The organism is Cryobacterium zongtaii (assembly GCF_002909375.1).
Taxonomy (GTDB): Bacteria; Actinomycetota; Actinomycetes; order Actinomycetales; family Microbacteriaceae; genus Cryobacterium; species Cryobacterium zongtaii.
Genome location: NZ_PPXD01000007.1, coordinates 352934 through 379303, shown reverse-complemented (window position 1 = coordinate 379303; position 26370 = coordinate 352934). Strand labels below are relative to the sequence as shown.

General features: G+C 68.2%; 21 protein-coding genes and 2 tRNA genes. 14 read left to right on the top strand and 9 right to left on the bottom strand.

Translation table 11 applies throughout. The features are described 5' to 3' along the window. Positions 1-954, top strand: a complete 954-nt coding sequence (locus C3B61_RS06520) for an oxidoreductase (protein ID WP_103459921.1) — start codon at positions 1-3, stop codon at positions 952-954. 28 nt (positions 955-982) lie between these two features. Here C3B61_RS06520 and C3B61_RS06515 read toward each other — a convergent pair. After that, positions 983-1056: transfer RNA gene (locus tag C3B61_RS06515), tRNA-Gly, on the bottom strand. Positions 1057-1262: 206 nt separating this feature from the next. On the opposite strand from C3B61_RS06515, the gene C3B61_RS06510 reads away from it, so the two are divergent. From C3B61_RS06510 to clpX, 5 genes are all read left to right on the top strand, one after another. Further along, positions 1263-1339: transfer RNA gene (locus tag C3B61_RS06510), tRNA-Pro, on the top strand. A 54-nt stretch (positions 1340-1393) separates the two neighbouring features. Further along, positions 1394-2785, top strand: a complete 1392-nt coding sequence (gene tig / locus C3B61_RS06505; RefSeq protein ID WP_103459920.1) for a trigger factor — start codon at positions 1394-1396, stop codon at positions 2783-2785. Between the two features lie 165 nt (positions 2786-2950). After that, the gene (locus tag C3B61_RS06500; protein ID WP_088456392.1) at positions 2951-3550 is read left to right on the top strand and encodes an ATP-dependent Clp protease proteolytic subunit; all 600 of its coding nucleotides are present in this window, start codon (positions 2951-2953) and stop codon (positions 3548-3550) included. Positions 3551-3598: 48 nt separating this feature from the next. After that, the gene (locus C3B61_RS06495) at positions 3599-4249 is read left to right on the top strand and encodes an ATP-dependent Clp protease proteolytic subunit (protein ID WP_088456391.1); all 651 of its coding nucleotides are present in this window, start codon (positions 3599-3601) and stop codon (positions 4247-4249) included. A gap of 158 nt (positions 4250-4407) precedes the next feature. Next, complete coding sequence (gene clpX / locus C3B61_RS06490) at positions 4408-5688, top strand: ATP-dependent Clp protease ATP-binding subunit ClpX (RefSeq protein ID WP_088456390.1); 1281 nt, start codon at positions 4408-4410, stop codon at positions 5686-5688. An 81-nt stretch (positions 5689-5769) separates the two neighbouring features. Here clpX and C3B61_RS06485 read toward each other — a convergent pair whose 3' ends face one another. Continuing rightward, the gene (locus tag C3B61_RS06485) at positions 5770-7815 is read right to left on the bottom strand and encodes a M3 family metallopeptidase (protein WP_103459919.1); all 2046 of its coding nucleotides are present in this window, start codon (positions 7813-7815) and stop codon (positions 5770-5772) included. A gap of 67 nt (positions 7816-7882) precedes the next feature. Between C3B61_RS06485 and C3B61_RS06480 the strand changes: the two genes are divergently transcribed. The 3 genes from C3B61_RS06480 (at position 7883) to C3B61_RS06470 (ending at position 11476) form a co-directional block, all read left to right on the top strand. Then, positions 7883-8749, top strand: coding sequence for a class I SAM-dependent methyltransferase (locus C3B61_RS06480; RefSeq protein WP_103459918.1), 867 nt, complete (start codon positions 7883-7885; stop codon positions 8747-8749). Positions 8750-8844: 95 nt separating this feature from the next. Beyond that, the gene (locus C3B61_RS06475) at positions 8845-10284 is read left to right on the top strand and encodes a class I adenylate-forming enzyme family protein (protein ID WP_103459917.1); all 1440 of its coding nucleotides are present in this window, start codon (positions 8845-8847) and stop codon (positions 10282-10284) included. After that, positions 10265-11476, top strand: coding sequence for a thiolase family protein (locus C3B61_RS06470; protein WP_103459916.1), 1212 nt, complete (start codon positions 10265-10267; stop codon positions 11474-11476). Before C3B61_RS06475 ends, C3B61_RS06470 begins: the two co-directional genes overlap by 20 nt. Positions 11477-11512: 36 nt before the next feature. Here the strand turns inward: C3B61_RS06470 and C3B61_RS06465 are convergent, their stop codons facing one another. Genes C3B61_RS06465 through valS form a run of 3 tightly spaced genes read right to left on the bottom strand, consistent with a single transcriptional unit; the run spans position 11513 to position 14821 of the window. Beyond that, entirely contained in the window at positions 11513-11779 is a 267-nt protein-coding gene (locus C3B61_RS06465; RefSeq protein WP_088456385.1) for a hypothetical protein, read from the bottom strand. A 2-nt stretch (positions 11780-11781) separates the two neighbouring features. Next, a complete protein-coding gene (locus tag C3B61_RS06460; protein ID WP_103459915.1) occupies positions 11782-12228 on the bottom strand; it encodes a GNAT family N-acetyltransferase in 447 nt (148 codons plus the stop codon). 10 nt (positions 12229-12238) lie between these two features. After that, positions 12239-14821 carry a valine--tRNA ligase gene (gene valS / locus C3B61_RS06455; protein ID WP_103459914.1) on the bottom strand — a complete coding sequence of 861 codons (2583 nt, stop codon included), beginning with the start codon at positions 14819-14821 and terminating at the stop codon, positions 12239-12241. Positions 14822-15237: 416 nt separating this feature from the next. Between valS and C3B61_RS06450 the strand changes: the two genes are divergently transcribed. Further along, entirely contained in the window at positions 15238-15861 is a 624-nt protein-coding gene (locus C3B61_RS06450; RefSeq protein ID WP_088456382.1) for a hypothetical protein, read from the top strand. Positions 15862-15906: 45 nt separating this feature from the next. After that, on the top strand, positions 15907-18825 hold the full coding sequence (locus C3B61_RS06445; protein WP_103459913.1) for a S26 family signal peptidase: 2919 nt from the start codon (positions 15907-15909) through the stop codon (positions 18823-18825). 35 nt (positions 18826-18860) lie between these two features. Here C3B61_RS06445 and C3B61_RS06440 read toward each other — a convergent pair whose 3' ends face one another. After that, on the bottom strand, positions 18861-20411 hold the full coding sequence (locus C3B61_RS06440) for an HNH endonuclease signature motif containing protein (protein WP_103459912.1): 1551 nt from the start codon (positions 20409-20411) through the stop codon (positions 18861-18863). A 157-nt stretch (positions 20412-20568) separates the two neighbouring features. On the opposite strand from C3B61_RS06440, the gene C3B61_RS06435 reads away from it, so the two are divergent. From C3B61_RS06435 to C3B61_RS06425, 3 genes are all read left to right on the top strand, one after another. Next, positions 20569-21261, top strand: a complete 693-nt coding sequence (locus C3B61_RS06435) for a hypothetical protein (RefSeq protein WP_133160240.1) — start codon at positions 20569-20571, stop codon at positions 21259-21261. Then, on the top strand, positions 21258-21851 hold the full coding sequence (locus C3B61_RS06430; RefSeq protein WP_103459910.1) for a hypothetical protein: 594 nt from the start codon (positions 21258-21260) through the stop codon (positions 21849-21851). The genes C3B61_RS06435 and C3B61_RS06430 overlap by 4 nt, the downstream gene beginning before the upstream one ends. Before the next feature lie 89 nt (positions 21852-21940). Then, positions 21941-22426, top strand: coding sequence for a hypothetical protein (locus C3B61_RS06425; protein WP_133160239.1), 486 nt, complete (start codon positions 21941-21943; stop codon positions 22424-22426). A 15-nt stretch (positions 22427-22441) separates the two neighbouring features. Here the strand turns inward: C3B61_RS06425 and C3B61_RS06420 are convergent, their stop codons facing one another. Genes C3B61_RS06420 through C3B61_RS06410 form a run of 3 tightly spaced genes read right to left on the bottom strand, consistent with a single transcriptional unit; the run spans position 22442 to position 26307 of the window. After that, entirely contained in the window at positions 22442-23704 is a 1263-nt protein-coding gene (locus tag C3B61_RS06420) for a hypothetical protein (RefSeq protein ID WP_103459908.1), read from the bottom strand. Positions 23705-23758: 54 nt separating this feature from the next. Beyond that, on the bottom strand, positions 23759-25510 hold the full coding sequence (locus C3B61_RS06415; RefSeq protein ID WP_103459907.1) for a dipeptide ABC transporter ATP-binding protein: 1752 nt from the start codon (positions 25508-25510) through the stop codon (positions 23759-23761). Further along, on the bottom strand, positions 25507-26307 hold the full coding sequence (locus tag C3B61_RS06410) for an ABC transporter permease (RefSeq protein WP_103460035.1): 801 nt from the start codon (positions 26305-26307) through the stop codon (positions 25507-25509). The genes C3B61_RS06415 and C3B61_RS06410 overlap by 4 nt, the downstream gene beginning before the upstream one ends. Positions 26308-26370 lie beyond the last annotated feature (63 nt).

The following is a 26370-nucleotide window of genomic DNA, read 5'->3' as shown; positions in this document are numbered from 1 at the left end:
GTGGAACCGAAACTCGGCTACGGCTGGACCGAAGACAAGATTCCCGACCTCACCGGCCGCACCGCCATCGTGACGGGAGCCAACTCGGGTTTGGGCTTCGTGACCGCGGCGCAGCTGGCCGCGCACGGCGCATCCGTGACCCTGGCCGTGCGGGACGGCGCCAGGGGAGCGGCGGCCGTGGAGCGGATGCGGGATCGCCTGCCGGACGCCGATCTGTCGGTTCGAGTGCTGGACCTGGCCAGCCTGGTCTCGATTGCCGCCTTCGCCGAGGAGTTCATCGCCGGCCCCGGTCGTCTCGACCTGCTGGTGAACAACGCCGGTGTGATGAACCTGCCCGAGCGGCGCACCGTCGATGGCTTCGAGATGCAGTTCGGCACCAACCACCTGGGTCACTTCGCACTGACCGGGCGGCTGCTTCCGCTGCTGGTGGCCAGCCCGGATGCGCGCGTGGTGACGCTGTCGTCGACGGTGCACCGCATCGGACGGATGAACTTCGACGACCTGATGGGCACCAGGCGCTACCGGCCGTGGCCGGCGTACGGGCAGAGCAAGCTCGCCAACCTGTTGTTCACCAGCGAGCTGCAGCGCCGGTCGGCGGCCGCGAAGCTGTCCCTGCGGGCGATGGCTGCGCATCCGGGCTTCGCCCTGACGAACCTGCAGACCGCCGGTCCTGCCATGCGCGGTGCGAAGACCACCACCAGGCGCAGCCGCCTGATGGCGACGCTGACCCGGGAATTCGCCCAACCGGCCGTGTGGGGTGCGTTGCCGTCGCTGTACGCGGCCACCCTGCCAGGGCTGGCCGGCAACTCGTTCGTCGGGCCGGAGGGGTTCGGGCAGCAGCACGGGCATCCGGTGCCTGTCACACGCTCCAAGCGCGCACAGAACACCGACGACGCCCGCCGCCTCTGGACGGAGAGCGAGCGCCTCACCGGTGTGACCTACGTCTTCGCCTGACCCGGAAGGGCCCGAGACACTTGCAATATGGAGGGGATGACGGGAATCGAACCCGCGCCATCAGTTTGGAAAACTGAGGCTCTACCATTGAGCTACATCCCCATGTGCCACACCTGCTGGCACTCGAATATCGTAGTACAGGTTTCGGTGCGTGATTTCCCCAGCGCCGACAAACACCCCGGAACGCGCCCGGAATCCGCTCAGGGACGCCCCGGGCTGCGGGTGGTGCACTAGACTGACGGAGGTCAATCCGCCTGTCGCGTGAGTATGCGTGCCAAGTTGGTGGCCCCAACGGGTGAGATGACATCCGGGGCGTAGCTCAGCTTGGTAGAGCGCTCGGTTTGGGACCGAGAGGTCGCAGGTTCGAATCCTGTCGCCCCGACCATCACCCCCCTGCACATCTGTCGAACATAATCTGTCGAACACAGGAGATTTAAACGTGAAGTCCACGGTAGAAAAGCTGAGCCCCACGCGCGCCAAGGTCACCATCTCGGTGACTCCGGAAGAGCTGAAGCCCAGCATCACCCACGCCTACGGGCACATCGCCGAAGACATCAACATCCCCGGCTTCCGCAAGGGCAAGGTCCCGCCCGCCATCATCGACCAGCGCGTCGGCAAGTCCGCCGTGCTGGAGCACGCGGTCAACGAGAGCCTCGACGGTTTCTACCGCAAGGCCGTTGACGAGCACAAGCTGCGCCCGCTCGGCCGTCCGGAGGCCGACATCGTCGAGTGGCCCAGCGACAAGGACTTCTCCGGAGACCTGCAGCTGGCCATCGAGGTCGACGTGCGTCCCGAGATCGACCTGCCCGTCTACGAGGGCATCAAGCTCACCGTCGACGCCGTCGAGATCTCCGACGACGAGGTCACCGAAGAGCTCAACACCCTGCGCAGCCGCTTCGGCACGCTGATAACGGTCGACCGTCCCGCCACCTCGGGCGACTTCGCCCAGATCGACCTCGTCGCATCCGTCAACGGTGTCGAGGTCGACAACGCCAGCGGCATCTCCTACGAGGTCGGCTCCGGCGACCTCATCGAGGGCATCGACGAGGCCCTCGAGTCCCTCACCGCCGGTGAGACCACCACCTTCGCCTCCAAGCTGCTCGGCGGCGACCACGAGGGCGAGACCGCGGAGATCACCGTCACCGTCATCGCTGTCAAGGAGCGCGAGCTTCCCACCGCCGACGACGACTTCGCGCAGATCGCCAGCGAGTTCGACACCATCGACGAGCTCACCGAGAGCCTCAAGGTCCAGGTCGGCCGCTCCAAGGTCTTCGGCCAGGGCAACCAGGCCCGCGAGCTGCTCATCGAGCAGCTGCTCTCCTCCGTCGAGGTCCCGATCCCCGAGGCCATCATCGCCGACGAGGTGCACCGTCACCTCGAGGGCGAGAACCGCCTCGAAGACGAGACCCACCGCGCCGAGGTCACCGAGGCCAGCGAGAAGACCTTCCGTCAGCAGATCCTGCTCGACACCATCGCCGAGGCTGAGAAGGTCAAGGTCAGCCAGGACGAGCTCACCCAGTACCTGATCCAGGGTGCCTCGCAGTACGGCATGGACCCGAGCGAGTTCGTTCAGGCCCTGTCCGGCAACGGCCAGATCCCGTCCATGGTCGCCGAGGTCGCCCGCAACAAGGCCCTCGCGATCGCCCTGGGCAAGGCCGAGGTCACCGACTCCAACGGTGCCTCCGTCGACCTGTCCGAGTTCACGGCCGTCGTCGACGACGAGCCTGCAGCCGACGAGGCTGCTTCTGACGAAGCCGCCTCTGATGAAGCAGCCGAGGAGGCCCCGGCCGCCGAGGCCAAGCCGAAGAAGAAGGCTGCTGCAAAGAAGTAACCCCGACGCCTGATGGCGCTGGTAAACGGGTCGGATGTCTGCGGACATCCGGCCCGTTCTGCGTGTACCGCCGCCGGCGTGAATCTGCCGAGGGCGAACAGAGCCTTTTGCGCGCGTTGGACCCTATAGATTCATTCTGAAGCGACAAGCGAAACGGAGCGCGACATGGCCGAAATGGCACTTACACCCGGCGTTTTTGACAAACTGCTGGCCGACCGCATCATCTGGCTCGGCTCAGAGGTGCGAGACGACAACGCCAACGAGATCTGTGCCAAGATCCTGCTGCTGGCCGCAGAGGACTCGCAGCGGGATATCTTCCTCTACATCAACTCACCCGGTGGCTCGATCACCGCGGGCATGGCAATCTACGACACCATGAAGTTCGTATCGAACGACATCGTCACCGTGGGAATCGGACTGGCGGCCTCGATGGGCCAGTTCCTGCTCTCCTCCGGCACCAAGGGCAAGCGGTACATCACCCCGAACGCGCGCGTGCTGCTGCACCAGCCGTCCGGTGGGTTCGGCGGCACGGCGGCCGACATCCAGACCCAGGCCAAGGTCATCCTCGACATGAAGAAGCGGATGGCAGAGCTCACGGCCGAGCAGACCGGCAAGTCGGTCGAGCAGATCCTCATCGACAACGACCGCGACAACTGGTTCACCGCCCAGGAAGCCCTGGACTATGGATTCGTTGACCACCTGCGCGAATCTGCGACGCAGGTTGTCGGCGGCGGCGGCACCGACGACTCAGTGAACAAGAAGTAGGACGGGCAGAAAATGGAATTCACTAATTTTGGCCACCAGGCGGGCGGAATGGCGCCCGGTGGAATGGCACCGCAGGCCCCGCAGTCGCGTTACATCCTCCCCACCTTCGAGGAGCGCACCGCCTACGGCTACAAGCGCCAGGACCCGTACGCCAAGCTGTTCGAGGACCGCATCATCTTCCTCGGCGTGCAGGTTGACGATGCCTCGGCCGACGACGTCATGGCCCAGCTCCTGGTCCTCGAGAGCCAGGACCCCGACCGCGACATCGTGATGTACATCAACTCGCCCGGTGGCTCCTTCACCGCCATGACGGCGATCTACGACACCATGCAGTACATCCGTCCGCACATCCAGACGGTCTGCCTCGGCCAAGCGGCCTCCGCCGCCGCCGTGCTGCTGGCCGGTGGAACACCCGGCAAGCGCCTCGCGCTGCCGAACGCCCGCATCCTCATCCACCAGCCGTCGGCCGGCGGACAGGGTGGCGGCCAGGCCTCCGACATCGAAATCCAGGCGGCTGAGATCCAGCGGATGCGCGAATGGCTTGAAGAGACCCTCGCCGGTCACTCCAACCGCACCAAGGAGCAGGTCCACAAGGATATCGACCGCGACAAGATCCTCGGCTCGAAAGAGGCCCTCGAATACGGTCTGATCGACCAGATCCTGACCAGCCGCAAGAACGTGCCCACGCTGGTCAAGTAGTACCGCAACGGACGGGTTGGCCCTCTGGTCAGCCTGTTCACCGAACGGCGCGTCGCCCCGAGGCGGCGCGCCGTTTCGCATTGTTCCGTGGCTGCACGCATCTGTCACACGCACAAGCTAGGCTCGAATTCAGCGTCATTGATGGAGGAGGCTCACGGATGGCCCGAATAGGCGAGAGCGCCGACCTGTTGAAATGTTCTTTCTGCGGAAAGAGCCAGAAGCAGGTGCAGCAGCTCATTGCCGGACCCGGCGTGTACATCTGCGATGAATGCGTTGAGCTCTGCAACGAGATCATCGAAGAACGTCTGGCCGAGGCCGGAGCCGAAGAAGTCGGCAGCGAATTCGAGCTGCCCAAGCCCCGGGAGATCTTCGGATTCCTCGAGGAGTACGTCATCGGGCAGGAAGCCGCCAAGCGCGCCCTCGCCGTGGCCGTCTACAACCACTACAAGCGCGTGCGCAGCCGCGCCACCCTGACCGCGGCGGACGCCATCCATGACGACGTTGAGATCGCCAAGTCCAACATCCTGCTGATCGGCCCCACCGGTTGCGGCAAGACCTACCTCGCCCAGACCCTTGCGAAGCGGCTCAACGTGCCGTTCGCCGTCGCGGATGCCACGGCCCTCACCGAGGCCGGCTACGTTGGTGAAGACGTCGAGAACATCCTCCTCAAGCTCATTCAGGCCGCCGACTACGACGTGAAGCGCGCCGAGACCGGCATCATCTACATCGACGAGATCGACAAGATCGCCCGCAAGGCCGAAAACCCGTCGATCACCCGCGACGTGTCCGGGGAGGGCGTGCAGCAGGCGCTCTTGAAGATCCTCGAGGGAACCGTCGCCTCGGTGCCGCCGCAGGGCGGCCGCAAGCATCCGCACCAGGAGTTCATCCAGGTGGACACCACCAACGTGCTGTTCATCGTTGCCGGCGCCTTCGCCGGGCTCGACGACATCATTTCCCAGCGTGCCGGCAAGAAGGGCATCGGCTTCGGCGCCCCGCTGCACAGCAAGGGCGACGACATCAACCTCTTCAGTGAGGTGCTGCCGGAAGACCTGCACAAGTTCGGGCTGATCCCCGAATTCATCGGCCGGCTGCCCGTGGTGACCACGGTCACCCAACTCGACCAGGTCGCCCTGATGCAGATCCTCACGGTGCCCAAGAACGCCCTGGTGCGCCAGTACCAGCGCATGTTCGAGCTCGACGGTGTGGAACTGGACTTCGAACAGCCCGCGCTCGAGGCCATCGCCGACCTCGCGGTCCTGCGCAAGACCGGTGCCAGAGGCCTCCGCGCCATCATGGAGGAGGTGCTCGGACCGATCATGTTCGAGGTACCGTCTGCCACGGATGTCGCCCGCGTCGTGGTCACCCGCGAATCGGTCCTCGAGAACGCGGCTCCCACCATCGTGCTGCACTCGGCTCGGCGCGAGGAGAAGTCCGCGTAACCGGTCCCGTCCGTCCCGAACCGCCCCCGACCTCACATCGGGGGCGGTTCTGCGTCCACGGTCGTTTACGTTTACGGCCGGTTAGTCGAGCCCGCGGCGGTCGAGCAGGGGCTGGATGTGCGCGTCGCGACCGCGGAAGGACCTGTAGGCGGCCAGCGGGTCGCCGCTGCCGCCCACGCCGAGCAGCCGGTCACGGAACCTGTCACCGTTGGCCCGGGTCAGGCCGCCGTTCTCGGTGAACCAGGCCACGGTGTCCGCGTCGAGCACCTCGCTCCAGATGTAGGAGTAATAGCCGGCGTCGTAGCCGCCGGAGAAGGTGTGCGCGAAATAGGTGCTCGCGTACCGGGTGGGAACCACGGGGTTGTCCAGGCCCACCGCGGCCAGCGCGGCCGCCTCGAAGGCAGCCACATCCGCCACGGTGTCGTCGGCGGTGATGCGGTGCCAGGCCTGGTCGAGCAGGGCGGCGGCAAGGTACTCACTGGTGGCGAATCCCTCGTTGAACGTCGCCGACTCGCGGATGCGGTCCACGAGCTCCTGCGGCATGGACTCGCCGGTGCGGTAGTGCCTGGCGTAATTCGCCAGGACCTCGGGCCAGAGCATCCACATCTCGTTGACCTGGCTCGGGAATTCGACGAAGTCCCTGTAGACATTGGTGCCGGCGAAGCGCGGGTAGGTGACCTGCGCGAAGAGACCGTGCAGGGCGTGCCCGAACTCGTGGAACAAGGTGGTCACCTCGTCGAAGCTGAGCAGGGTGGGGGAGCCGGCGGCGGGCTTGGGCACGTTGAGGTTGTTGGTGACGATGGTGGGAGTGCCCAGCAGGGTGGACTGCGAGACCAGCGCGTTCATCCAGGCACCGCCGCGCTTGGAGTCGCGGGTGTAGAAATCGGCGATGTACAGGCCCACCGGGGAGCCGTCCTCGTTCGCGACCTCGAAAACGCGGGCCTCGGGATTCCAGGCGGTGAGGTCGGGCCGTGCGGTGAAGGTGATCCCGTAGAGCCGGGTGGCAGCGTAGAAGACCCCGTCGTGCAGCACCCGCTCCAGTTCGAAGTACGGCCGCATGGCGCTCGTGTCGACGTCGTACCTGGCCTGTCGTACCTTCTCGGTGTAGAACGCCCAGTCCCAGGCGGCGAGCTCGAAGTCGCCGCCAGAGTCTCGTACCGCGGCCTGCAGCGCCTGCTGTTCGTCGCGCGCGTTGCGTGCCGCGGCCGGCGCGAGTCGGTCCAGCATCCCAGCGACGGCTTCCGGGGACTTCGCGGTTTCGTCGGCCGTGACGTATGCGGCGTGGCTGGCGAAGCCGAGTAGCCGCGCGCGCCGGGCTCGCAAGCGGGTGATCTCGAGCACCAGCTCGCGGTTGTCGTGCTCGCCGCCGCGGATACCGCGTGACCGGGACGCGGTCAGCAGGCGTTCCCGAACCGCGCGGTTGGTGAGCGAGGCGAGGTACGGATGGCTGGTCGGCAGCACCAGGGTGATGACGTACTTGCCGGTAAGACCCCGTTCGGCGGCGGCGCCGGCGGCCGCCGAGATCTCGCCGTCGCCGAGCCCGTCGAGCTCGGCGACGTCGTCGATCACGACGGCGAGGTCGTTGGTGTCGGCGAGCAGGTTCTTCTCGAACCGGGTGGTGAGGGTGGACAGACGCATGTTCAGGTCGCGCAGGGATACTTTGTCAGCGTCAGAGAGCGCCGCGCCGGCGAGGGTGTACTCGGTGTGATAACGCTCGAGCAGGTACGCGGTCTCCGGGTCGAGATCCAGGGAGTCACATCGCTCCTGCAGCGACGCGATACGGGCGTACAGCGCAGGGTCGAGCCGGATGGCGTCGGCGTGCGCTGCGAGCAGCGGTGCGAGCTCCTCCTCGAGTGCGGTGCCGAACTCTGTGGCGTCCGACGAGCTCAGCGAGAAGAACACCGTGGCCACGCGCTGCAGAACCTGTCCGCTCCGTTCGAGTGCGATGAGGGTGTTCTCGACGGTCGGCTCCGCGGGGTCTGCCGTGATGGCCGTGATCTCGGCGAGCTGCTCGGCCATCCCGGCGTCGAACGCCGGACGATAGTGCTCGTTGCGGATCTCACCGAAGGGGGGCAGCTGGTAGGGCAGGGTGCTGGGAGCAAGGAAGGGATTCGCGGAGTCGGCCATGGACCCAGCCTAGGACGCCGGTTGACGGGGCCGCTCACAACGGGGCCAGGCGTCGTACAGTGGCGGCATGAACAGTGTCGGCACGAGCAATGGAGGCCGGGGTGACACCCCGGAGCGACAGGAGACCGCACCTCGTGCCGGGCATCCGTTCGGTCACGAGCACCCGCAACGGGTGTTGACCTGGCGCACCGCCGAGAATTCCGCCGGCTACCTGCTCCCGCACTTGCGACCCGGCCTCAGCCTGATCGATGTCTCGAGCGGAGCGGGCACCGTCACGCTCGATCTGGCCCGACGGCTCGCGCCGGGCTCCGTTCTCGGCGTGGACACGTCGGCCCTGGCCGTGCAGCAGGCGGCGGGCCTAGCCTTCGATGAGGGAGTGCACAACGCCAGGTTCGCGGTCGGGAACGCCTATGCGCTGCCGGCGGAGGACACATCCGTGGATATCGTGCATGCGCACCAGGTGTTGCAGCACCTGGACAACCCGGTGGCGGCGTTGCGCGAGATGAGGCGGGTCCTCAAGCCCGGCGGCATCCTCGCCGCCCGCGATGCGGACTACGGCGCCGTGGCCTGGTACCCGAAGCTGGCCGGACTCAGCTCCTGGATTCAGGTGTACCGGGCCGTGCACAGATTCGACGGCGGCGACCCGGACGCCGGTCGGGCGTTGAAGGCGTGGGCCAGGCAGGCCGACTTCGACACGGTGAGCGTCAGCGCATCGATGTGGTGCTTCTCTTCGGAGGCGGAGCGGGAATGGTGGGGCGAATCCTGGGCGGCGCGCGTGATCGAGGCGGACTTCGCCGCTCACGCCATCGAGTCCGGTGCTGCCCGGCTGAGCGAGCTGCACGAGATTAGCGCAGCGTGGCACCAATGGGCGGAGGATCCGGACGGCTGGTTCGGCATGCCGCACGGGGAGATCATCGCCGTCCGTCCATTTTAGGATGGCCGAGGAACCAGCACAGCGCAGTAGGACAGCACAGCGCTGTAGGACAGCACAGCGCTGTAGGACAGCACAGTGCGGTAGAAATGGTACCGATGCCCATTCTCACGTCCCTCCAACTCTGGGCCGAGTCGTTCCCCGACCAGGTCGCCGTGGCCGTTGACGACGACGTGGTCAGCTATGCCCAGTTGCGCCAACGCATTCTCGACCACCCCGGCACCACCGGCCTCACCGTGCTCAACAGGGTCAACAGCATCGACGTCGTGGCTGACTTCCTCGCGGCTGTGTCGGGCAGCGGATGCGTCGCCATGCTCGACCCGCACTGGCCGGCGGAGCAGCGCGCCGAGGTCGCGGGGCGCCTACGCGGCATCGCCACCGGATCCGATGCGCGCAGTGCGCCGGGTGCGTCCGGGCCTGGGGGAGGCACCGCGGGGCGTCTTACCGACGGTCCGGCAGAGTCCACCTTCCTCTACGGATTCACCTCGGGAACAACCTCCCTGCCCAAGGCTTTCCGCCGCACGCGGCGGTCCTGGCAGCGGTCACTCGAGCACAGCGCCGAGGTGCTGCACCTCACCCGGCATGACCGCACTCTCGCGCCGGGTCCGCTCACGGCCAGCCTCAACCTCTACGCGTTGGCCGAATCGCTGCAGGCCGGCGGCAGCTTCCATACCCTGGAGAGGTTTGATGTGGCGGCCGTGCTGGGCTGCCTCGAGCGGGAACGGATCAGCAGGCTGGTGGCCGTTCCGACCGTGCTGCGGATGCTCGCCGACCGGGCGGTGGCGGCCGGCCGGGTGGATCGCGGGCTTACCTGCATCGTGAGCGGTGGGGCCAGGCTCGACGCGGCCACCACCGGGCTGCTGCAACGGTGGGCGCCCCATGCCACCATCGTGAGCTATTACGGCGCCGCCGAACTGGGCTTCGTCGCGTCGTCGTCGGTGGCCCCTGGCGACGCTGGCGGCAGCGCCGGCGCCGACAACGCCGTGGGCCAACCATTTCCCGGGGTCAGCATCCGCATCGCGGACGACGACGGCCGACCGCTCCCCGCCGGTGCGACCGGAACCATCCAGGTTGCCAGCGACTTCGTTTGTGACGGCTACCTGTGGGGTGATGACGGCGAGGCTTTTACACGCGTCGGCGCCTGGTGCACGGTCGGCGACCAGGGCTTTCTCGACGAGTCCGGCGTGCTGCACGTGCTGGGTCGCCGTGCCGACATGATCGTCAGCGCCGGCACCAATGTGTATCCGCAGGAGGTGGAGGCCGCCCTGCACCGGGTGCCAGGAGTGCAGGCCGCCGTGGTGACGGGATGCCCCGATGCCGTTGTCGGCACCCGGGTCGTCGCCGCCGTGATCGCCGCGCCGGCGGTGGACGCCGCCCGGCTGCGGAACGCCTGCATCTCAGCGCTGGCCGGCGAGCACCGGCCGCGTGATTTCTTCCGGCTGACCGAGCTTCCCGTGACGACGGCCGGCAAGGTCAGTCGGGGCCTGCTGGCCCGGTGGATCGAGGAGGAGGACCCCCGTGTCGTTCGCCTCCGCTGATCCGCTCAGCCCCACGCCGGGTGTCGTCCCTGATGACCGGCAGCCCGTCATCCTGCTGGGCCGTCGCACGGCGTTCACCCGTTTCAACGGGGCCCTACGCGGCGTGACCGCCGCAGAGCTGCTGGCGCCGGTGCTCGAGGCAGTCCTGGCCGACAGCGGCCTGCCCGCCGCAGACGTCGATGACGTGATCATCGGCAATGCCGTGGCCGGCGGCGGCAACGTGGCGCGACTGGCCCTGCTTACGGCGGGACTTCCGCCGGCCGTTCCCGGGGTGACCATCGACCGGCAGTGCGGATCGGGCCTCGAGGCCATCGTTCTCGCCTGCCGGCTCGTGCAGGCCGGTGCCGGCAGCCTGTACCTCGCGGGCGGGGTCGAGAGCACCAGCACGGCGCCGCTGCGAGCCCACCGGCTCAGTTCCACGGACGGCGCCCCGGATTTCTACGACCGGGTGCGATTCTCGCCCGACGACATCGGCGACCCGGACATGGGCGTTGCGGCAGAGACGGTCGCGGCCGCCTACGGCATCGAACGCGAGCGGCAGGATTCCTTTGCCCTCCGCAGCCACCGGCTCGCTGTTGCGGCCGGGCATGCGGGCGTGTTCGCCACCGAGATCGTCGACGTTGAGACGGCGAACGGGCCGGTCTCGGTGGATTCCGGACCGCGGCCGACCTTGACCCCGAGCCTCCTGGCCCGGTTCCCGGCGGTGTTCACTGCGGGGGGAACGGTCACGGCCGGTAACTCCTGCGGCGACGCGGATGGCGCCGTGGTTGTGGTTGTCACCAGCCGGGCGCGGGCGGCCTCTCTCGGCGCATACGGTTGCCTGGCCTTCGTAGATGCGATGCCGGCGGGCGTCGACCCCAACCTGCTCGGGATCGGCGGCGGGGCGGCTGCGCTCAGACTCTTCGCCCGCACCGGTGTATCGGCCGCGCAGCTGGGCCGGATCGAGTTCACCGAGGCGTTCGCGTCGCAGACGCTGGCATCGCTGGACCTGATAGCGGTCCCGGTGGAGCGCGCCAACCTGCAGGGCGGTGCCATCGCGCTCGGGCACCCCTACGGAGCTTCCGGCGCGCTGCTGGTTCTGCGCCTGCTCAGCCAGTGCCGCGCCGAGGCTTCGGCGGGTGAGCTATCCCTGAGCGCCCTGAGCATCGCGGGCGGACTGGGGCTCGCCGCCCTGTGGCGGTGGGAGAGCTAGGGCGGTGGGAGAACACGGGCAGTGGCGGAACGAAGACTAGATCCAGTCCTCGTCATCGTCCATGACGATGGCGGGCTGCGTGATGGTGGCGCTGTCTTCCTTCGGGTCGAACCGGATGACGGTGCCGTCGTCGAGCTCGATGACCGGGTTGCCTTCCAGCCAGGTCAACGTCCATCGCCAGGCGCTGGTGTCGTCGGGCAGCGCCTCGAGGTCGCCCTCGACCGCCTGCAGGGCGATGACGACGACCTCGGGCAGCCCGGTCGGCGGTTCTGCGCCGAGGGACCAGCGGGTTCCGAGCTGCATGGTTAGACCTCGGCCTGGTAAGTGACCAAGCTGGTGCGGGTGCCGACCTCGTCGTAGAGCTTCTTGGCGGACTTGTCGTCTGCCGTGGTGACCCACTGCAGGGTGCGGTAATTGTGCGCCTTGGCGTACTCGCGGGCGAATTCCAGCAGGGACTTGCTCACGCCGCTGTCACGGACAGCCGAGGTGACGAAGAGGTCGTCGATGAACAGTCCGACGTCGCCGCTGAGGGTGCGTGGGAACGGTCGGTAGAGCGTGAATCCGACGAAGTCCCCGTTGTCGTCGACCGCGACAGCGCCGTCGAGGTCATGGTTCTTGTCGATGATCCAGCTCCACACACGCAGAGCCTTCTCGTCGGTCAGGTCGCTCTTGGAGAACTCGCTATACCCTTCGAGCAGGCCCAGCCACGGGAAGAAGTCTTTGTCGCCCAGCGGGCGGACCTTGATTGACATGCGGTTCTCCTTAGATTTCCGACACCGTGGCGAGCACGATATCAGTTACGACCAGCTCATCGGCCTTGACGAAGGTCAAGTCCGTGATCCGGCCTACTGCTTTCAAATCGGCGGCGACCTGCGCGAGCAGGGCAACCTCTGCTTCCGGTCCGCCGATGGTGGCGGAGACGACGGCAGACTTCTGTGACGCCTTCGCGTCGGTCTTCGCCCGGCGGATGCCTGTGAGCGCCCGGCTGGCCAGGTCCAGCAGCGCGAGGCTGTCGGCATCCGGCGTCGTGCCAGAGGCGACCGGCCATGGGGCACGGTGCACCGAGTCGTCGTTGGACCACGACCAGGCTTCTTCGGTGGCGAACGGCACGAACGGGGCAAACAGGCGCAGCAGGGTCGACAGGGCGGTGCGCAGCGCGGCGACGGCCGACGCCTGCTCCGGACCGGGCTCGCCGTAGGCGCGTTCCTTGACCAGTTCGAGGTAGTCGTCACAGAAGGTCCAGAAGAAGCTCTCGGCGGTCTCGAGCGCACGGGCATGGTCGAATGCGTCGAACGCGGCGGTCGCCTGGCCGACGACGACGTCGAGACGGGCGAGCATGCTCACATCGATGGGTTCGGTCACCGGTGCTGCGTCATCGCCGGCGAAGCCGAGGATGAACTTGCTGGCGTTGAGGATCTTGATCGCCAGGCGGCGGCCGATCTTGATCTGGGTGGGGTTCTTCGGGTCGAACGCCGCGTCGGTGCCCAGCCGCGAGGACGCCGCCCAGTACCGTACGGCGTCTGAACCGTGCTGACTGAGCACGTCGGCGGGAGTGACCACGTTGCCCTTGGACTTGGACATCTTCTTACGGTCGGGGTCGACGATGAAGCCCGACAGTGCCGCATGCTTCCACGGCGATTCGCCGTGTTCGAGTTCGGCGCGCAGCAGGGTGGAGAACAACCAGGTGCGGATGATGTCCTGGCCCTGCGGACGCAGCGAGTACGGGTACACGAGGTCGAAGAGTTCGGGGTCGCGCTCCCAACCGCCGGCCAGCTGAGGGGTGAGGGACGAGGTGGCCCAGGTGTCCATCACGTCGACCTCGCCGACGAAGCCGTTGGCCGCTCCGCGCTGCTCGGCCGTGTAGCCGGGGGCCACATCCGAGGACGGGTCGACGGGCAACAGGTCGACGGTGGCGATGATCGGCTGGTCGAAGACCGGGTTGGACTCGGCGTCGAGCGGGTACCAGACGGGCAGGGGAACTCCGAAGAATCGCTGGCGGGAGACAAGCCAGTCACCGGTGAGGCCGTTGACCCAGTTCTCGTAGCGCACGCGCATGAATTCAGGATGCCACTGCAGAGCGGATCCGTGTTCGATCAGGCGGGCGCGAAGCTTCTCGTCGCGGGCACCGTTGCGGATGTACCACTGGCGGGTGGAGACGATCTCGAGGGGCTTGTCGCCCTTTTCGAAGAACTTGACCGGGTGCACGATCGGCTTGGGGTCGCCGATCAGGTCGCCGGACTCACGGAGGAGCTCCACCATGGCCTGCTTGGCCGAGAAGACGGTCTTGCCGGCGAGCTGGGCGTAGGCGGCCTGCGCGGCCGGGGTGACGATGACGTCGGGGGCCTCGGCGATGATACGGCCGTCGAAGCCCATGATCGCGCGGTTGGGCAGGTCGAGTTCACGCCACCAGACCACGTCGGTCACGTCGCCGAAGGTGCAGATCATCGCGATACCCGAGCCCTTGTCCTTCTGGGCGAGGTGGTGAGCGAGAATCGGGATCTCGACGTCGAACACCGGGGTGCGCACCGTGCTGCCGAAGAACGGCTTGTAGCGGTCGTCGTCCGGATGCGCGACAAGGGCGACGCAGGCGGCGAGGAGTTCCGGCCGGGTGGTTTCGATCTCGATGGTGGAGCCGTCCGGCTTGTGGAAGGAGACCCGGTGGTACGCGGCCGGCATCTCCTTGTCCTCAAGTTCGGCCTGGGCGACGGCAGTGCGGAAGGTGACGTCCCAGAGGGTGGGAGCCATGGCCTGGTAGGCCTCGCCACGGTTGACGTTGCCGACGAAAGCGAGCTGGGAGGCGGTGATCGACTCCGGCGCGATGGTGCGGTAGCTCTGGTTCCAGTCGACGCTGAGGCCCAGGGTGCGCCACAGTTCCTCGAACTGTTTCTCGTCCTCGACGGTGAGGCGTTCGCAGAGTTCGATGAAGTTGCGGCGGCTCACGGGGAGCTGGTCGGCGGCCTTGGTGCTCTTGCCGTCGCCCCCCTCGAAGGGCGGCACGAAGTCGGGCGTGTACGGCAGCGATGGGTCGCAGCGCACGCCGTAGAAGTTCTGCACACGTCGTTCGGTGGGCAGGCCGTTGTCATCCCAGCCCATCGGGTAGAAGACGCTCTTGCCGCGCATGCGCTGGAAGCGAGCCACGACGTCGGTGTGCGTGTAGCTGAAGACATGGCCGATGTGCAGTGAGCCGGAGGCGGTCGGCGGGGGAGTGTCGATCGAGAAGATCGACTCCTTCGTGGCGGCCGCGCGGTCGAAGCGGTAGGTGCCCTGTGCTTCCCAACTGGTCTCCCACTTGGCTTCCAGCCCTTCGAGGGCGGGCTTTTCGGGAACGCGGTCAGCGTTGGTCATGACACTCCGATTCGGTTCAGCGGCACCGTGTCGATGGTGAGGTGCCTTCAGTACTGCTGAACCAATCTAGCCGATTCTGCGCCCGCGGCCGCACGACGAGCGGGCGAACGGGCTGATCCGAGCGAGGATCGCGACGTTGGCTCCCACCGAATCTGCCTTTCGGTGGCCACCTGGCGGGCGGGCGGCGCGGCGCCGGGGCGGTCGCCAGAATGGCGAAGAAAATTGACATGAAAATACTTCAGATTTAACTTGTGCGAGGCGGTAGCAGACCGCTAGTTTGAGCGAAGGGGCAACCGATTTTTTTGGGTCTACCGGGGAATTTCCTTCCTGACTGGGTCAACTCAGGGTTTCGATTGGGTCGCATACTGCGGCCTTCATTCTGGACCCCGGCCTGCCGTAAACCGAAGGATTCCGTCATGCGTAAACCCAGTACCCTCGCCCGGCGCATTGTGACCGTTGGTGTTGGCCCGGCCGCCATCCTGCTCGCCGGCGCGATGGTGTTCCAGGCGTCGAACGCCGCCTTCTCATCCTCGACCCGAAACCCCGGCAATAGCTGGAGTACCGGAAGCGTGGCCCTCACGGACGACGACAACGGCACCGCCGGTTTCCAGGTCACCAATGTCACGCCTGGTGACACTGGCGAGAAGTGCCTCGTCGTGACGGCATCGTCGTCCGTCGCCGGGGTAGTCAAGGCCTACGTGCAGAACCTGTCGCCCTCGGCGCAGGGACTGGAGAAATACATCAAGCTGAAGATCGAACAGGGCACCGGCGGGAGCTTCGCCGACTGCACGGGTTTCGTCATCGACCCGGCGGTCCCGGTCCTGCCGGCAGCGTCGTTGGCCACGCTGTCCACGGTCAATAGCGACTACGCCACCGGTGGTAGCGCGTGGACGACCACAGGAAACGCCAGCGGGGAGTCCAAGACCTACAAGGGCACCTGGACCTTCGATGCGACCGGACTGACCCAGCTGCAGGTCGACGCGTTGCAGGGCGCCTCCACCAGCATCGACCTCGTCTGGGAGCTGCAGAACAGCAACTAGTTCGGCCATCCACCATCAGGTAGCGCCCCGACAGATCAGGTAGCAGTGTCCCTCGACAGCGGATCCACCGACAGCACCGTCGGTCGCCAGCCCCGCGTTGTGCGCGGGGGCTGGGGATTCTTGACGATCGCCACCCTGTCGAGGGCCTACCTGGTGCTGATGCTTGCCCTGGGCGCCTGCGCCACCCTGCCGATGCTCACCGGCCTCACGGGTTCGATCGTGCAGAGCGGGTCCATGGAACCGCTGATCAGCACCGGCGACGTCGTGCTCTCCGAGCCCATGGAGGCCGACACTCCACCGCCCCTCGGGCGCGTCGTGAGCTTCCCCGCCCCGGCCGGATCTGCCACCGCCGGCACCATGCTGCACCGGGTCATCGGGGCCAACGAGGACGGGTCGCTCATCACGGCGGGTGACGCCAACCAGAGCGTGGACAGCAGCCCCCTGAACCGGGGTGACATTATCAGCCAAGCCCAGCTCCTGATCCCCTGGATCGGGCTGCCCGCCTTCTGGCTGACCACGACGGCCATTACTCCGCTAGTGCTGTGGCTGATCCTCACCGCCGCGGCCGTCGTCGTCGTCGCGCTGGACGGCGCCGCGAACCCGCGGCCGCGCCGGCCCCGTGGACGTCACTTCCGACCGTCCCGCCAGGGGAGGGGCCCGCGGGTTGCTCCGGCCGAACTGGCCGCCGTGGGAGTCGTTGCGACACTGATCGCCGTCACACTGGTGGCGGCACCGCCAACCGAGGTGACCGCCGCCTTCAGCGCCTCCACAACCATGGCCGGCAGCTCTTGGGAGACCGCCGGCCCCGCAACCCAACTGGCCTTCACGACCGCCCCCTCCGGGTCAACCGGCGGCGTCGCCTGGGCCCGTCAACCCGTCGTGGCCATCCAGAACGCCGAAGGGGAAACCACGTCGAGCACCGCCACCGTGGCCCTGACCTTGACCAATCCGGCTGGGGCAACCCTGGCCTGCGCGGCCAATCCGGTAGCCGCCGTCTCCGGCCGGGCGTCATTCGCCGGCTGCCGCATCGACCGGGCCGGAACCTACACCCTGACCGCCCGTTCCGGCGCACTTCCCGCCGCTCTCAGCGCCACATTCACCATCACGACGGGCCCGGCCTCGAAGCTGGTCTTCACGGCCCAACCGGGTTCCACATCGGTGGACACAGCCTTTGCCGTCCAGCCGATACTGGCGATCCAGGATGCCGGCGGGAACACCGTCAGCAGCACAGCGGCCGTCACCCTGGGCCTGACCAGCGCAGCAGGGGCCGGCCTCACCTGTACGGCCAACCCGAGAGCTGCCGTGGCCGGAACCGCTACCTTCGCCGGCTGCAAGATCACCAAGCCCGGGAGCTACTCCCTGACCGCGACCTCGGCCGGGTTGACCGCGGCCGTGAGCGGATCCGTCGCGATCAGCGCTGGTCCCGCCGCTCGCCTCGTCTTCACCACCAGCCCGTCCGGCTCAACCGGCGGGAGAGCTTTTGGCACCCAGCCCGTGGTCGCCGTACGGGACGCGGGTGGCAACGCCGTCGCCACCACCATGCCGGTCACCCTGGCGATCACCACAGCGGCGGGGGCAACCCTCGCCTGCAGCGCGAACCCGGCCACGGGCACCGGGACCGTCGCATTTGCTGGCTGCTCTATCGGGCGGGCGGGCACCTACACCCTGACCGCCAGCTCGGGAACACTCACGGCGGCCGTGAGCGCAAGCTTCACCATCGCGGTCGGACCCGCCACGAAACTGGGTTTCACGTCGGCACTGAGCACGACCCGGTACAACACCACCTTTGACACCCAACCCGCGGTCGCGATTCAGGACGCCGGCGGCAACACCGTCGCGAGCACCGCCGCAGTGACCCTGAAGCTCACGACCGCTGCCGGGGCCACGCTGTACTGCACAGCAAACCCCAAGGCGGCAGCGTCCGGGGTTGCGACGTACTCCGGCTGCAGGATCGACAAGGCAGGCAGCTATACGCTGACCGCCACATCCGGCGTCCTGACCCCGGCGGTCAGTGGCAGCTACACGGTGACCCCGGGTCCTGCAGCGAAACTGGCTTTCAGCGTCAACCCCGGTGGGTCGACCGGCGGCGTGGCGTTCTCCGGCCAACCCACGGTCGTGGTGCGGGACGCCGGCGGCAACATCGCGACCGGCACCACGCCGGTGACACTGAGCCTGACCACCGCAAACGGAGCCACTCTGACCTGCACGACGAACCCGGTCTCCCCGCTGTCGGGCGCAGCCGCATTCGCCGGCTGCGCCGTCGACCGCGCCGGCAGCTACACGCTGCGGGCGGTGTCCGGCAATCTCACCGCCGCCACGAGCGCAAGCTTCACGGTCGCGACCGGGCCCGCTGCCCGGCTGGTCTTCGTCTCTTCACCAGGGTCGACGACCTCGGCGACCACGTTCGGAAACACGCCGGCAGTGACCGTGCAAGACGCAGGCGGTAACGCTGTCACCGCGACCGGGCAGGCCACGCTCGCCCTGACCAATGCTGCCGGCGCAACACTGGCTTGCGCGACAAATCCCGCGCCGTCGTACTTCGGTTGGGGATTCATCTTCTCGGGATGCAGCATCGACAAGGCCGGTACGTACACACTCACCGCAACCGCCGGCACCCTGACGACCGTGAGTCCCGCATTCACGGTCACGCCCGGTGCCGCGAGCAAGCTGGTCTTCATTGCGGCTGGGTCGGGTGGGTCGGTGAACCAGGTCTGGGGCACCCAGCCGAGCGTGGCCATCCAGGATGCGAGCGGCAACGTCGTTGCGAGTTCGGCCTCGGTCACTGTCAGGCTGACGACCCCGGCAGGCGCCACTCTCACGTGTACCAGTAACCCTCGTGCGGCGGTGTCCGGTGTGGCGACGTTCGCCGGTTGCCGGGTGAATCGGGCGGGGAACTACACGCTCACCGCGACGTCGGGGACCCTCGCGGCGGGGGTCAGCCCCGGTTTCACGATCGCTCCGTAGTCGTGGAATAGCGGAGTTCGCCCGAACCCGCCCGATCAGAACGGCGGATCGTCGGGCAGGTCGCTTGTCCGCGGCCGTGCCGGTGTCGCTGGTGGTTTGGGTGTGGGGGCCAGGGTGGGTGGTGGCCCGAGGGTGGTTTCGGGGTAGGTGCGGTGGGTTTCCCCGGCCGGGGAGGTCCAGCGCAGCACCCCGCCGGGTTCTTGCACCACGGCCCATAGTGTTTGGTGTTTGAGCCGGTGGTGGGCGCGGCAGAGGTGGGCCAGGTTGTCGAAGTCGGTAGGTCCGCCGTGTTCTCGGGCGATGGTGTGGTCGATATCGCTGCGGGATGCGGGCCGGGTGCAGCCCGGGAAACGGCAGGTGCCGTCCCGCAGCGCAACCCAACGGCGCATATCAGCGGGGGCTGTGTAGTGTTCTTTTCCGACCGAAAGCACGGCCCCGGTCTCCGGGTGGGTGAGTATCCGAATGAAGCTGGGGCAGCCGGCGGCGATCTCCCGGGCGGTGTCGGCCGGGATCGGCCCGTACCCTTCCAGGAATCCCGGTTCCATGGTTCGGCCCATCAGGGTGAAGACCGGGACGGTGACCATCACGCTGCCGCGGATGCCGCCGCCGGTGCCGGCGGGGGTGACCCCGTCCAGGACCAGGTCGGCCATCGCGTCGGCGCAGATCTGGCCGATCGTGCGCCGGTCCATCTCGGGAATCGACGCGTCGTGTCGTTCTAAGGCCTGGGTGGTTTCGACGATGCTGGTCAACCTGTCGAGTGCGGCCTGGGTTTGCACCGCGGTGCCGTACCAGGTCAGAGTGCCCATGCCATCGGCCCGACCCTCCCACCAGACCCCGCGTTCGGCAACCGCGGCGGTGGCCCGTTGGGTCAGGGTCTCCGGGTGCGCCCGCTCCCGCATCCGCCGGGCCTTCACCGCGAGCTTGCCGACCGTGAGGTCTTTCGCCACGGGCAGCAACCTCGCTTCGAACTCGGCGGCCTCCTCGAGCGGGAGGAAGCTGAGCTGCTCCATCAACACCTGGCCATGCCGGTAACTGATCTCGCCGGAACTCATCGCCGTCAAAGTGGCCTGCATCGGGCCGGCGAACAAGGAGGATTCACCGATCAGGTTCTCCGCCGTGCGATCAGCCAGGCGCAGCGAGCAGGCGACCTCGGTCGTGATCGTGCGGCGGGCGATTTCCTGGTCTTCCCACGCCGCGACCTTCCGCGGGCTCGCGTCGGCGTCGGTGCGGACCGGCCCCCGGGCCGACTCGGCGGCGTAGTCGGGGTTGAGCAGTTTCGCGATGGCCGGGTCGCTACTCCACCGTTGCAGCTCGGCCAGTGCGCGAGCACGTTTAGCGGTCGCCTTCGCGATCTTGCGATGGGCTCTCTTCACCTTCGCGACCTTCCGCGCGAGGGTGGCCTGCGCCTGCTCCTGCAGGCTGCGGCGGCGCCGGTGGGCCTGCGCGGCGGCACCGGCATCGGCACCTGCTTCAGGGCTGTGCTTCGGGTTGAGATTCGGGCTGGGATCGGGTCCGCCCGCGTTGCTGCGGGCATCGTGACCCGGGTCCTCCGGGTCGGTCGGGAACTGCTCAGCTGGGCTGCTCATACCCCGATAATCGCACCGACCACCGACACTCCAGCCCCTCCAGAACCGGGTGCGGAAAGGTCCTCAAACCGGCCGCCTGTGGAGGAGTAGCGGGCTGGACGCATCAACGGTCCCTTCGCTCGCTACGATGTCCCCATGGCCTACCGAGGGGGATTCAGTGCCGGATGATTCAGCGGCAGCCCCGCCCGATTCTCCAGGCGCGACCCCGACCCCGCCGCCCAGGCCCGCCTTCTGGCGGGAGCGTATCCCCGGGTTCGCCGACCGGCTGCCGACTAAGTGGCTCCTGACCGCACTGACGACCGTGCTCCTCGGGCTGTCGGCCGTGTTCGGCGGCCTCGCTGACGCACCGGTCCAGGCTGCCCCGGTCATCGCGGCGGGTGAACGCCACGTCGGATCCGAGCTCACGGTCACCGTCAGCCAGGCGCTGCTCATCGACGCCTTTCCTGAGCAATTGCTCGTTCCGGCCGAGGGCAACCGGCTGCTCGTCGTACGGGCGATGGTGGACAACACCACCACGGAGGCCATCCGACTGGGCACGGCCGAGTCGGACAGGATCCGGGTGGGCGGGGTGCCCGGCCTGCCCGAGGCCGAGCCGCCGACCCGCGTCCTGGTGATCGACGACGGCAGCGGCGAAGTGTTCGCGCAACCCGGCGTGCCCGTCGAGGTGGTATTCATCTGGGAGGTTGCCGGCGACGCCGTGGCGATGGGTGACTCCATCGACGTTCAGCTGCTCGACCGCGTGCTCATCAGCGAGGGCCAGCTCACCTACGGCGGACTGTACGACGACCCCGTCGTGACTGGCACCCTTGAGCTGGAACTGGGCGACGTCGGCGCCGGGGTGTCGGAATGACCCCGCCGGTCGCGCGCTGGCGGCACGCCGCGAACGGGGCGGCGCTGCTGGCCGTCCTGTCCGTCGCGTCGGTCGTCTTACACACGACGCCGAACCGGGAGCTGCAACACTCACCGATGGTCGTACCGGCGACGCTGACGGAGCCGGCCAGTGGGCGCGACCTCCGCGCCACCGTGCATTCCGTCGCTGTCACGGAGGCGGTGACCGCCGGAAACGGCTGGGCCGGCAGCACGCCGGGCGTCTGGGTTGTTGTCGAACTCAGCGTCGAGGCTGTGGTGGAAGACCGGGACAGGACACTCGGCACGGCCGTGCTGCGGGTGGGTGACACCGAATACAGCGCCTCGACCCGGCCGGGGACCGCCACGCTCGTTTCAGGCAGGCCCGCCACCGGCATCCCATTGACCGGCCCGCTCATGTTCGAACTCCCCGCGGACGTCGTCTCGGCTCCGGCTGCGGAACGCGCCACCCTCGAACTCGCCAGGAATTCCGACCCGCGCGTCGACTCCCTGCTTGTGATGCCCGTGGATCTGGCCGCACTGGACGTGCAACCGAGCATCGATGTCGACTTGCCCCATTGGGGCGTCAGGTGAGTCGCGGCGGAGAGCGCGCGGGTTGGCTGAGGCGGAACGGCCGAGCGTTGCTGGCCATTCTGGTGCTCCTACCGGCGACGCTGGGGATCATGTTCGCGAACCAGTGGATCCGGTATGTCGAGGACGGGCCCAGCCGGTCGGTGAACGTCACAGCGGGCGAAATGCTTGAGTACGGCAACGCACGGTGGCGCATCGAGGCGACCGACAGGGTCAGCGCAGACAGCGCAGCCGGGCGTGAACGGGACCTCCCGGCCGGCACCGACCTGATATCCGTCACGGTCGAGGTCGACCCGACGGGCACAGGGCCGGATGGCGTGCCGGACGGGTGCACCGCACGGCTGGAGGAATCCGGTGTCGGGACCGTGACGCGGAGCTGGTCGAACGCCAGCCAGGGTGCGATCGACCTCGGCCCCGGAGGGCCGTCGCTCACCTCCTGCAGCTCAGACCTGAGCACCCGGTATTCCTTCGTGGCGGAGTTCGTGGTGCCCGCCGAGGCGGGGGACTCCTCGTCCCTGACCGTCAACATCTCCGTCCCGGGCGTCCTGCCCGAGTACGCCAGGTTCGCCGTGGACTGACCTGCCAGGTGCGGGTTACGCGGTCGTGCTGACAGGTTCCGCGAGGGCGGCTGCCTGGCGTCGCTCGCCCAACCGGCGCAGGCAATAGTCGTAGCCGGCGGCGATGAGACAGATGCGCAGCGGCTCGAGGAGGACTTCGATGGCGAAGATAAGGCCGTCGTCGACGATCATCCACCACGTCACGAGGTCGTGGGCACCGATCAGCCGGGTCGCGCCGAACCCGATCCAGGCCCCGGCGGCTTCGATCACGGTGTAGGCGAGCACGAAAATACCCATCGGAACCACCCCGGCCCGCCACACCAACGTCAGGGCGTTCGCGAGCGGCTTCCAGCGGCCCACGAAGCCGGTGCCGACATCCGCAAATCGGCGGGAGACGGCCCTGGGCACGCGGGCATAGCGGATGCGCACCCGGTCGGAGTAACGGTTCTGCGGCACCCTGATGAGCAGTGGGCCCGTGGTGAGGGCCCGGCCGTAGACGATGCCCGCGAGCGCGAGCCAGGCTACGGGGAGCAGCACGAGGGCGCCGGCCTCGCCGATCGCCCAGGCGATGCCGTCCCAGGCGACCCCGATGGGGGCGAAGACGTCTCCCAGCGCGGCGCGCAGATCTGCTATCCAGTGCATCGCCGCCCGGTTGGCGACCCACGACTCGAAGTCGTCACGGTAGTTGCTGATCAGGAACAGGGTGAGATAGACCCAGACGGCCTCGAGGTACACGGTCACCACGGCACTCCAGCGCGGCAGTCTGGCGCTGTACCGCTTGAGCAGGAATCGCCCGGTGAATGCGACAGCGATCGCCGTCGCAGAGGCCCAGGTGAGCTCGAGGTTGAGCACCCCGGCCGAGTTGTCGGTGTCGTCGAACGGGTTGATCTTGGCCAGTGCCGAGGCCGCGTACTGCAGGGTGTCCTCCGCCAGGAACTGCCAGGCGGCGTAGAAGGCGAAGAACGGCAGGACACTGGCCAGGAACAGGTCCTGCATGCTGGGACGCGTGGTGACCGGGGCGTCCTCGGTGCGGTCGATGGCGTCGTCGCCGGCCTTGGCGAGATCGTCGAAGGCGGGCATCCCTTGTCGCAGCACCAGGAACATACCGATGAAGCTCGCCAGCCGGGCGAGGATAGCGACGGGCATGATGAGGAACGCGGTCAGGGCGTCCGTGGTCCCGACCAGGGCGGCGACCTCGATCACGAGGTACCGCGCTAGCCATCCGGCCAGATACAACGCCAGCAGGACCGGCCACCTGGAGGCGGCCAGCCGAAGCGTTGAGGTCACGATGGAGAACACATGGCTCAGCGTAGGGTACCCGCGGGTTCAGGGAGGGGCTTCGGGGACGCGGGTTCAGTGCAGGCGGGGCACCGCCGCGAGCAGCGCTTGCGTGTACGGATGCGTCGGTGCCGTGAACACTTCGGCGGCGGTGCCGGTCTCGACGACCCGACCATTCTGCATTACGGCCACCGTGTCGCTGACGTGCTGGATCACCCCGAGGTCGTGGGAGATGAACAGCAGGCTCAGCTTCAGCTCACGCTGCAGTTCGTCGAGCAGGTCGAGGACCTGGGCCTGCACACTCACATCCAGCGCCGAAACGGGTTCGTCACAGATCAGGATCTGGGGGGTGGAGGCCAGCGCCCGGGCAATGCCCACCCGCTGGCGTTGCCCGCCAGAGAGGTCGGTGGGCCGGCGCTCCAACAGGGACTCGGCTAGGCCGACATCGTCAAGAAGTGCGGACACCCGGGCGGCCATGGCGCGGCGCCCCGCCGAACCTCCTCCGGCGCTGCTCCCGGCGGTTGCGGCGACGGCATGGTGGAGGATCTCGCGCACGCTCAACCGGGGGTCGAATGAGCCCAGCACGTCCTGGTAGACGGCGCCGACCAGGGGCCGCCTGGCCCGGCGGTCGCGTTCGGGCAGCGTGCTCCACGCCTCGCCGAGCAGGCGCACTTCACCGGTGTCGGCGGCCGTGAGCGCGAGGGCGAGCCTGGCGGTGGTGGTCTTACCGGAGCCGGACTCGCCCACGATGCCCAGGGTGCTTCCCCGAGGCAGCCGGAAAGACACCTCGTCGACGGCGCGGTGCACGGTGCCGTGCGGGCCACGGAACGACTTGGACAGCCCGATGGCCTCCAGGGCGATGACCGGTTCCGCAACGGGCTTTGCCGCCGGGGTGCGGGACGCAACGCTGACGGGGACCCGCTCGGCCAGGTGCTCGGGGACGCGCGCGGGCGGGTGCGCCACGACGGGCTCCCGCACGGCCGTCGCCGGCGCGAGCCGGGACCCGCGCGGCCTGTCCACGGGAACCGCGGCCAGCATCCGCCTGGTCTCGGCGTGCCGGGGGTTCTGCAGCACCTCGGCCGTTGTGCCGGTCTCGATGATGCGGCCCTCGTGTATCACCGCGATCCGGTCGGCGATGCGGCTCACCACGGCGAGGTCGTGGCTGATCAGCACGATGGCCGTGCCCCGGGCCCGCACCTGCTCGAGCAGGTCGAGCACCTGGGCCTGCACGGTCACGTCGAGGGCCGTCGTAGGTTCGTCGGCCACCAACAGCGGGGGATCGAGGGCGAGGGCGGCGGCGATCAGCGCCCGCTGGCGCTGGCCGCCGGAGAGCTCCCCGGAGCGCCGGCCCGCGTAGAGCTCCGGCTGCGCCAGTCCTGCGGCGGCGAGGATCTCGAGGACCTTGCGGCTGCGTTCGCTCTGGTCGAGGCGGGTGTGCAGGCGCAGCGAGTCGCCGATCTCGCGAATGATCGGGCGGAGCGGGTCGAGGGAGGCAAGGGCGTCCTGCAGCACCAGACCCACGTCCCGGCCGCGGCGGCGGCGCCAGGCTGCCTCCGACAACCCGAGCACGGACTCGCCGGCGAGGCTGAGCTCGTCGGCGCTGACCCGAGCGGCGGTGCCGGCCAGTCCGAGGATGCTCCGCGCGGTGACGCTCTTCCCCGAACCGGAGTCGCCCACGATGGCCAGGCATTCGCCGGCGCGGAGCTCGAACGAGACGCCGCGCACGACATCGGCGGCGGACGCATCGCCGAAACCCACCCGGAGATTGCGCACCCGCAGGGCGACCGCCGGATGCGGGCCGGCGCTGCGTGAATCCGTGGCGCTCATGCGTGCCTCATCCGTCGTTCGATCGAGCGGCCGAGGGTCGTCGCGCACACAGCGGTGATCACGATGAACAGACCGGGGAAGAAGCTCATCCACCAGGCCGAGGTGATGTAGGTGCGGCCGGCGGAGAGCATGGCGCCCCACTCGGCGGCCGGCGGTTGCGCGCCCAGCCCCAGGTAGCTCAGCGCGGCGGCCCAGACGATGGCCTGACCGATTCCCAGGGTGCCGAGAACGAACAGCGGCGCCAGCGTATTGGGCAGGATGTGCCTGGCCAGGATCCGGCCGCGACCGAGGCCCTGCACGGTGGCGGCCTCCACGAACGCCGAGGACCGCACCCGCAGCAGCTGGGCTCGGATGATGCGCGCGTAGCCCGGCGCCGTGGAGAGCCCCACCGCCACAATGGCGCTGCCCGGACCCGGACCGAACACCAGGATGAACAGCAGCGCCAGCAGCAGCCCGGGAAACGCGAACAGCACCTCGAGGAACCTGTTGACCGTGAAGTCCACGGCCGCGCCGAGGGTGCCGGCGATCGTGCCGAGGACCGCACCGAGGCCGAGCCCGATCACGGTGGCGGTGAGGCCGATCAGGAGTGAGTCCCTGGCGCCGTCGACGACGCGGGTGTAGATGTCCCGGCCCGATTCGTCGGTGCCGAACCAGTGGTCCCACGACGGGGCGCCGAACGCGGCCAGCGGGTCGATGGCGAGCGGGTCGCCGGGGGCGAGCAGGCGCGGCGCGATCGCCGCGGTGAGCAGCAGCATGGCCACCAGCACGGCAGCGAGTTCCACCACGGAGACCCGCATGCTGCCGAACCCGCCGGGGGCGGATGCCGGGGAGCGGCCGGCACTGCGACCGGTCGCCGACGC

Coding starts and splice junctions, on each gene's coding strand:
- C3B61_RS06460 (WP_103459915.1), bottom strand. CDS start 12,228: ATGTCAATCAAGGTCCGCCCGCTGGGCGACAAAGACTTCTTCCCGTGG.
- C3B61_RS06500 (WP_088456392.1), top strand. CDS start 2,951: ATGGCCGAAATGGCACTTACACCCGGCGTTTTTGACAAACTGCTGGCC.
- C3B61_RS06495 (WP_088456391.1), top strand. CDS start 3,599: ATGGCGCCCGGTGGAATGGCACCGCAGGCCCCGCAGTCGCGTTACATC.
- valS (WP_103459914.1), bottom strand. CDS start 14,821: ATGACCAACGCTGACCGCGTTCCCGAAAAGCCCGCCCTCGAAGGGCTG.
- C3B61_RS06430 (WP_103459910.1), top strand. CDS start 21,258: ATGACCCCGCCGGTCGCGCGCTGGCGGCACGCCGCGAACGGGGCGGCG.
- clpX (WP_088456390.1), top strand. CDS start 4,408: ATGGCCCGAATAGGCGAGAGCGCCGACCTGTTGAAATGTTCTTTCTGC.
- C3B61_RS06425 (WP_133160239.1), top strand. CDS start 21,941: ATGTTCGCGAACCAGTGGATCCGGTATGTCGAGGACGGGCCCAGCCGG.
- C3B61_RS06415 (WP_103459907.1), bottom strand. CDS start 25,510: ATGAGCGCCACGGATTCACGCAGCGCCGGCCCGCATCCGGCGGTCGCC.
- C3B61_RS06465 (WP_088456385.1), bottom strand. CDS start 11,779: ATGCAGCTCGGAACCCGCTGGTCCCTCGGCGCAGAACCGCCGACCGGG.
- C3B61_RS06485 (WP_103459919.1), bottom strand. CDS start 7,815: ATGGCCGACTCCGCGAATCCCTTCCTTGCTCCCAGCACCCTGCCCTAC.
- C3B61_RS06450 (WP_088456382.1), top strand. CDS start 15,238: ATGCGTAAACCCAGTACCCTCGCCCGGCGCATTGTGACCGTTGGTGTT.
- C3B61_RS06475 (WP_103459917.1), top strand. CDS start 8,845: ATGCCCATTCTCACGTCCCTCCAACTCTGGGCCGAGTCGTTCCCCGAC.
- C3B61_RS06480 (WP_103459918.1), top strand. CDS start 7,883: ATGAACAGTGTCGGCACGAGCAATGGAGGCCGGGGTGACACCCCGGAG.
- C3B61_RS06410 (WP_103460035.1), bottom strand. CDS start 26,307: ATGCGGGTCTCCGTGGTGGAACTCGCTGCCGTGCTGGTGGCCATGCTG.
- C3B61_RS06440 (WP_103459912.1), bottom strand. CDS start 20,411: ATGAGCAGCCCAGCTGAGCAGTTCCCGACCGACCCGGAGGACCCGGGT.